This window comes from Silicimonas lutimaris, assembly GCF_047314965.1.
GTDB lineage: Bacteria > Pseudomonadota > Alphaproteobacteria > Rhodobacterales > Rhodobacteraceae > JAVJUV01.
The window spans coordinates 21,177-27,345 of record NZ_JBLBVK010000015.1 but is presented as its reverse complement, the minus strand read 5'-3'; the positions used below and the strand labels follow the sequence as shown (position 1 = coordinate 27,345).

Here is a 6,169-nt window from a genome sequence, read left to right as displayed (position 1 = left end):
AATGGAAACCGTCGTCCGCAAGGGCGCTGTGCATCGCCAGATCGTCAAACTGGCCGATGAGCGCAACGTGGATGTTATCGTGGTGGAGTCGGCCAACCCCAAGGTTCAGGACTATCTTCTCGGGACCACTGCCAGCCACGTGGTAACGCATGCGAAGTGCTCGGTCTATGTGGTGCGAGGGCAGTAAGTCACGCTATCGGACGCTTCGTCCCGCTTTACCGACATGAAGGCTAGCTTGAGCCAACAGTTGCTCCCAGTAGCAGCCGAGATCCGTGTCGCTCAAGGTGATCTACGCATGCGCACGCGGACCGGTCACTCGCCCCGGTGGTCCCTAACAAACACGAGCGACATGGAATCCTTCAATACCAACGGCCCTCCTTCATAATCTGAACCGATCGACGGAGTTCGCAGCGCCACACGCCAACCTGATCGACCAGATGCATCCTATGAGCACAAAGCGAAAGCAATCAGGCAAGATGCCCCCGCAAAGGTTTAGGACTGGGTAAGCCCAGAAAATGTAATCCCGGAAAGTTCCGCGATCTCGCGTTTCCAAGTTGCGATATCGCGCGGCTGAAATCTCGAGAGATCGTCGTGACCGCAAGCCCGCGCTAGGACTTTCATCAGCTCGGTGCTCGCGCCTAAATATCGGGCGAGACGGTCTGCACTTGCCTCAACGTCGAGACGCTTTCGCAATTCAGGCTTCTGTGTCGCCACACCCGATGGGCAGTTGTTGGTATTGCATATACGAGCCGCAACACAGCCAACCGCCTGGATTGCCGCGTTCGACACCGCAATCGCGTCTGCACCGAGAGCCATGGCCTTGGCGAAGTCTTCGGCAACGCGAAGTCCTCCGGTCACCACCAGCGTCACATCGCGCCCGGCGACGCGGTCGAGATGATGCCGTGCTCTGGCAAGTGCCGGGATTGTGGGGACCGAAATGTGATCTCGGAAGATCAACGGTGCTGCGCCAGTCCCACCGCCACGTCCATCGAGGATGATATAGTCGGCGCCCGCGGCAAGCGCGAAGTCGATGTCGTCCTCTATGTGGTTTGCCGAGATCTTAAAACCGATGGGTATTCCGCCTGACCTCTCTCGCACCCGTTCCGCAAATTTTCGGAAATCTGCAGGGCTTTCGAGGTCGGCGAAAGTACTGGGAGAGACCGCATCCTGTCCTTCTTCCAGACCGCGCACTTCTGCGATTTTGCCTTGCACCTTCGAACCCGGCAGATGGCCACCGGTACCCGTCTTCGCACCCTGACCGCCCTTGAAATGAAACGCCTGCACGCTCTCGACAATTTCCTCGCGCCAACCGAACTTGGCTGAGGCAAGTTCATAGAAATACCGGCTGTTCTCGGCCTGCTCCTCAGGCAGCATCCCGCCTTCCCCGGAGCATATGCCGGTTCCAGCACGCTCCGCTCCGCGGGCAAGCGCGATCTTTGCTTCTTCCGAAAGGGCCCCAAAACTCATGTCCGACACAAAGAGCGGAATATCGAGCATGAGGGGCCGTTCGGCGCGCGGGCCGATTGCGGTTTTTGATGCGACTGGGTGATCGTCTCTAAGAGGCTTCCTCGCCATCTGAGCGGGCAGGATCTGTATGTCGTCCCAGTGCGGTAGATCCTTTCTTGGAACACCCATAGCGCCCATTTCGCCATGATGTCCAAGTTTCGACAAACCGTCGCGGGCCAGCGCATGAATACGCGCCACAGTTGGTTCCTCTGGCGTCGGCCTAGCCCCGGGCGCGCCATTGCTCTCCGCTTCCCGCTGCGGGCTCTCGTCGCCGACCTTGGCGTCTCCGAGCGAGGCATGGGTGCCGTCGCAGAACGGTGCCGAACCGGTGGCCTTGCAACGGCATAGAGTAACCGTCCCTGTGCGTTCGGCCGTGAAAGTCACCGGTTTTAATCCGGTACCTCGGTGCGAGCCGTCGCAAAAGGGCTGGTTCCCGGAGCGCCCACAACGGCACCAAGTGTAACTTTTACCCTCTTCAACCTCAACTTCGGCTGGGGATTTGGCTGCAATGATGGGGGCGTCGGTCATGGAGAGTCCTTTGTTTGGATATTAGGTATGCTAGAAAACTGCAGCGCGGCATTTCACTTGAAGTCGCGATGGTCAGCAAACAATTTTTGCCGAGATGGTGAGTGATGCGCCGAGCACAATTTGTGCAGGTAACCTTGAACAACTCGAATTTCCCGAGGAGTTGCAATAGAGATGTTTCAGCCAGTCGTCCTCTTCGAGCCCGAAGATCACCATATGCCGTAACCTGCCGACAGCGCTTGATCCAATATGTTGTGACAAGAGAAAAAGGGGCGGATTGCTCCGCCCCAGTTTACACAAGGGATAACACAAGCCGGCCGTCAGAACGAATAGACCAGCGAAACGCCGAACGTGTTGTCTGTGTTCTTGGATGGCGCTGTAACTTCCGAGTGGTACTCCGTCAGCACGCTTGTTCTGAGAGCAAGGGTGTCGGTCATTGCAACGCTGAGCGCCAGGTCGTTAAACACCGCGGTATCCGAATCCGACCAGATCACATCTGTATCGTTGGTGATAAAGACCGTATCAGTAAGACGTCGCGCATAAGCCGAGGAAATACCGAAGGCGCCTTCTTCGACATCAGCCGAGGCTATGTCATTCAGGTTGGCCACACGGTAGCCTGGACCAGCCTGCACCGACCAGTTGGTGTCCGCATCATTCAGGATTCGGTAACCGGCACCGAAGGTAACGAAAGTGTCAGACTCGTAAGCCGCGTCAGTTGCGCTGTCGACCGATCCTTGCACTTTGGCGAAGCCATAAGTGCGAGGGTTGAAATCGCGCGTATACTCAAGGCTGTAGAACAGGCTTTCTTCGGACTCTGATGAGTCGTCGTCGCTGAAGGTATAGTTGAGCTCGAGTTCTACGCCGTTCGGCCCCCACACGTAGTTAAGGTCTGTTCCAATACCAAGGTCTTGGCTTTCGGAGTTGCCGGTCTGGGCGGTGCCCCTGAGGGCAAAGGTGCCACTAAACCCCTGCGGACGACCTTCATTCCCGAAACGGTCAAGATCGCGTTCCGCATCGTCCTCGATGGCTTCTGCTAAGTCTTCGTTACGGTCACCTGCCACGGAATCGCGGCCTATCAGGCTTTGCGCCGAAACGGAGGATGCGGAGAGAGCTCCCACAATGGCTATTGCAGCCACACTTGTCTTGGTCGCATCTTTCATGAGATCTTCCTTTCTTTCCAATTTGTGTGTGCGGGTCGACCTAGAAGATTGATCTCCAGCGAAAAGTGAAACGAGACAGAATCTCGCATCAGAAAACCTGATGAAAGGATCACTTTTTGCCCGCTTACTCTGAAACTAACGCTCACGGGCCTGTTTTGTTCATTCTCTTCAAACACATCGTTAGAGCCCCGTGGTTGTAGCTCATTAGAGCTTAGTCCTCACGAAAAGTTGAGAAGAGCTAATACTGTTCTATTGAGACAACAGTTCCAATAAACGTTCAGCGAAAAACTTGCATAATAGAAGTGATATGTGGGGGCGGAGCGAAATCTCGGCTTAATTGACGTTGCGTGGATTTCGATAAGTGTCGTTCCTTTTTCAGAGAACACTTGAGTCATGAGAAACGGTTGCACCTGCCCTTGGCGTCGGCAGTCGAAATCTGCCGAACGAAATTCTTTCAGAACTAGGCGCCTTGTTGTGGCTCTTTTTGGGAAAACAGTCAGAACAGGCGGGTGTCGCGCCAGCACGGCGCGACACTGATTGGCTCAGGTTTCTCAACCGGGAAGATGTTCTTTTAGAAAGTCGGAAAAAGCATTCCAACTCGCCAGGTCGGCTCGCTCTTGGTAGCGATCCGAGCCGAAAACGGTAAATGCATGTGGTGCGTTGGAGTAAATCTCGATCGTGTAGGTGTTGCCAGCTTCCTCGAGCTCAGACGTCAGCGCAGCAACGTCCTCCATCGTGATAGAGGTATCGGCGCCGCCGTGGAAGACGACCACGGGGGGTTCGTCGCCGTCCCAGCTCTGACCTTCGGGTGTGGAGAGCCCGCCATGGAACGTGGCGTACCCGTTCGCCATATTGGCCATTTCACTTCTTGCCATTTCCAAGGCAACGGCACCGCCGAAGCAGTAGCCTTTCACGATCATTTCATCGACGCTTGAACGGGACCGCGCCTGCTCGACCCCTGCCTGTATCAGGGCCCGCATGCGCTCGCGATCCTGATAAAGCGCTCCAGTGGCCGCAATGCGATGATCCATGGTTTCGGTCGGCGTGTCGTCACCGAACATGTCGAGCGCGAAGGCGTTATAGCCCATCTCGGCAATCATATCCGCGCGTTGGCGTTCATAATCGGTCATGCCATCCCAGTCATGAACGATAAGAACAAGGCCTTTCGGATCGGTCGCCTCCGCCCAATAGCCCGTGAAGGCTTCACCATTCACGGTGTAAGAGACATCTTCTGCAAAAGCGGGTGTCGCGATTGATAATGATCCGAAAAGCAATGCTGCCAGTCTCATGATTCCTCCAATTCGCTGATTCATCGGTCAACATCGAGACATGGTGCGATAGTTGATTTCGGCAAGTTCGGTGTGACGCCCGAACAAACATGATGTCCGCTCCGTCCGCGATCCAGTCATAGGCGCGGGACCTGGGCCTGGTCCGCTTACTGCCGAAGCAGACGTTCCGGCCGAAAACCGTGCAGTGATGACCGGTTAGTGGCGCAGACCAGTCTTCTGACGAAAAGCGCCGGATGTCTCAGAAGAGCCCGAAGCAGACGCCCGTTGAAACTTTAAGATTTCAATTTGTCGCGTGAGCCTTACATCGGCTGATCAATCCTTCGCTTTGGGCATGAATGAAGCTGCGATGTGATATCCCTTCGAAGTTGGCGGCATTGGCACTTGGATTCAAAGCTTTCTCAAATTTCCCATGGCCTTGAAGACAATACGCGTTAAAGTTTCATGGATAGCCAAAGCACTACATCGTAGTGCCAACTGCAACACTTGGCAGTCGCGACCAAGGGGAGGGGAAAAGTGCGCGCTCGGAAGGAAGGCGTAACAAAAGATGTTCGTCGCAACACTAAAATAGGGGGCCGTCGTGCCTTTCTGGCTACTGCCGCCACTGGTACCCTGGCCGCACCCTTCATCGGAAATGCACAGGTGGCATCGGGCAAGAAGGTGCGCATCCAGTCGTTGTGGACTGAAGGCACCATCGGCTACCGGACATTCCGCAAATGGTGTGAGAGCATCGTCGAGCTTACCTCGGGCGAGGTAGACCTGATGCCATTTCCAGGCGGCACGGTCTCCGAAATATTTGACATGATGACCGCAACGTCGGCCGGCGTTCTTGATGCCATGCACTGGGTTCCGCACTATGCCGCAATCACCGGAGCCATGCCGGCCGGAGTCTTTTTGACATCTTTCCCCATGGGCCTACCGCATCCGCATCAGTGGGACATGCTGTTCGACAGCTACGGTGGAACCAAGTTGGCGCGGGAGCTTTACGCGCGTCACGGGCTGCACTACGTCGGTCACGTTCATCACGACATGAACTTGATTCACTCGAATAAACCAATCCGTTCGCTAGACGACTTCGAAGGGCTGAACCTTCGTATGCCCGGCGGGCTCGTTGCGGAGTGCTTCGACGCGGTCGGAGCGCGCACCATTGCTCTTGCCGGATCGGAGGTGCGTCCCGCACTTGCGACTGGCGCGATCGACGCCGCAGATTTCACCGGCCCCGCTATGAACTACGATCTCGGCTTCGCGGAAGTCAGCAAGTACATCGTGATGGGGCCGGCATCGACGCCGTGTTTGCATCAGCCGGTGGATCTGACAGTCGTGGTCTTCAACCAAGCGGTTTGGGACACATTCTCGAAGATGACCCAAGCGCTGATAACGGAACTCGTGCGAGCCTTTTCTGCCCAGCATTTCACAGCGCACCAGGAGGCAAATATCGCTGCCTGGGCACGATTTGCCGAAGCCGGCGTCGAGGTGACGCGCCTCTCCGAAGAGGATGTCGATCGCTTCAGAAAGATCGCACTGCCGCTCTGGTTCGAATGGGCCAACCGCGACTCGGATTCGGCAAGAGTCTTCAAGCTCCACCTCGATGTGATGCTCAGTCCCGCTGTAGCCTATATCAGTCCGGACAGCATCAAAGACTACGAGCTCAAGATCTGAGGAATGACAGCACAGAAGGCAGAGCCTCGGTAG

General features: G+C 55.9%; 5 protein-coding genes. 2 read left to right on the top strand and 3 right to left on the bottom strand.

The features are described 5' to 3' along the window. Window positions 1–187: universal stress protein (locus ACKLNI_RS00630; protein ID WP_413717055.1), on the top strand; the 187-nt coding region annotated here is incomplete at its 5' end. Window positions 188–492: 305 nt separating this feature from the next. Here ACKLNI_RS00630 and ACKLNI_RS00625 read toward each other — a convergent pair. The 3 genes from ACKLNI_RS00625 to ACKLNI_RS00615 all read right to left on the bottom strand — a co-directional run bounded on the left by ACKLNI_RS00625 (window position 493) and on the right by ACKLNI_RS00615 (window position 4,480). Then, window positions 493–2,034 carry a glutamate synthase-related protein gene (locus tag ACKLNI_RS00625; RefSeq protein WP_413717054.1) on the bottom strand — a complete coding sequence of 514 codons (1,542 nt, stop codon included), beginning with the start codon at window positions 2,032–2,034 and terminating at the stop codon, window positions 493–495. Between the two features lie 317 nt (window positions 2,035–2,351). Continuing rightward, window positions 2,352–3,191 carry a DUF481 domain-containing protein gene (locus ACKLNI_RS00620; RefSeq protein ID WP_413717053.1) on the bottom strand — a complete coding sequence of 280 codons (840 nt, stop codon included), beginning with the start codon at window positions 3,189–3,191 and terminating at the stop codon, window positions 2,352–2,354. A gap of 551 nt (window positions 3,192–3,742) precedes the next feature. After that, window positions 3,743–4,480, bottom strand: coding sequence for a dienelactone hydrolase family protein (locus tag ACKLNI_RS00615; RefSeq protein ID WP_413717052.1), 738 nt, complete (start codon window positions 4,478–4,480; stop codon window positions 3,743–3,745). A 513-nt stretch (window positions 4,481–4,993) separates the two neighbouring features. Between ACKLNI_RS00615 and dctP the strand changes: the two genes are divergently transcribed. Further along, window positions 4,994–6,136 (top strand): TRAP transporter substrate-binding protein DctP, encoded by a 1,143-nt coding sequence (gene dctP, locus ACKLNI_RS00610; RefSeq protein ID WP_413717051.1) that lies wholly within the window; start codon window positions 4,994–4,996, stop codon window positions 6,134–6,136. Window positions 6,137–6,169: the final 33 nt, after the last annotated feature.

What these genes read in the sequence shown, in the direction of transcription:
- ACKLNI_RS00625 (WP_413717054.1), bottom strand. Translation starts at nt 2,034, where the DNA reads ATGACCGACGCCCCCATCATTGCAGCCAAATCCCCAGCCGAAGTTGAG.
- ACKLNI_RS00620 (WP_413717053.1), bottom strand. Translation starts at nt 3,191, where the DNA reads ATGAAAGATGCGACCAAGACAAGTGTGGCTGCAATAGCCATTGTGGGA.
- ACKLNI_RS00615 (WP_413717052.1), bottom strand. Translation starts at nt 4,480, where the DNA reads ATGAGACTGGCAGCATTGCTTTTCGGATCATTATCAATCGCGACACCC.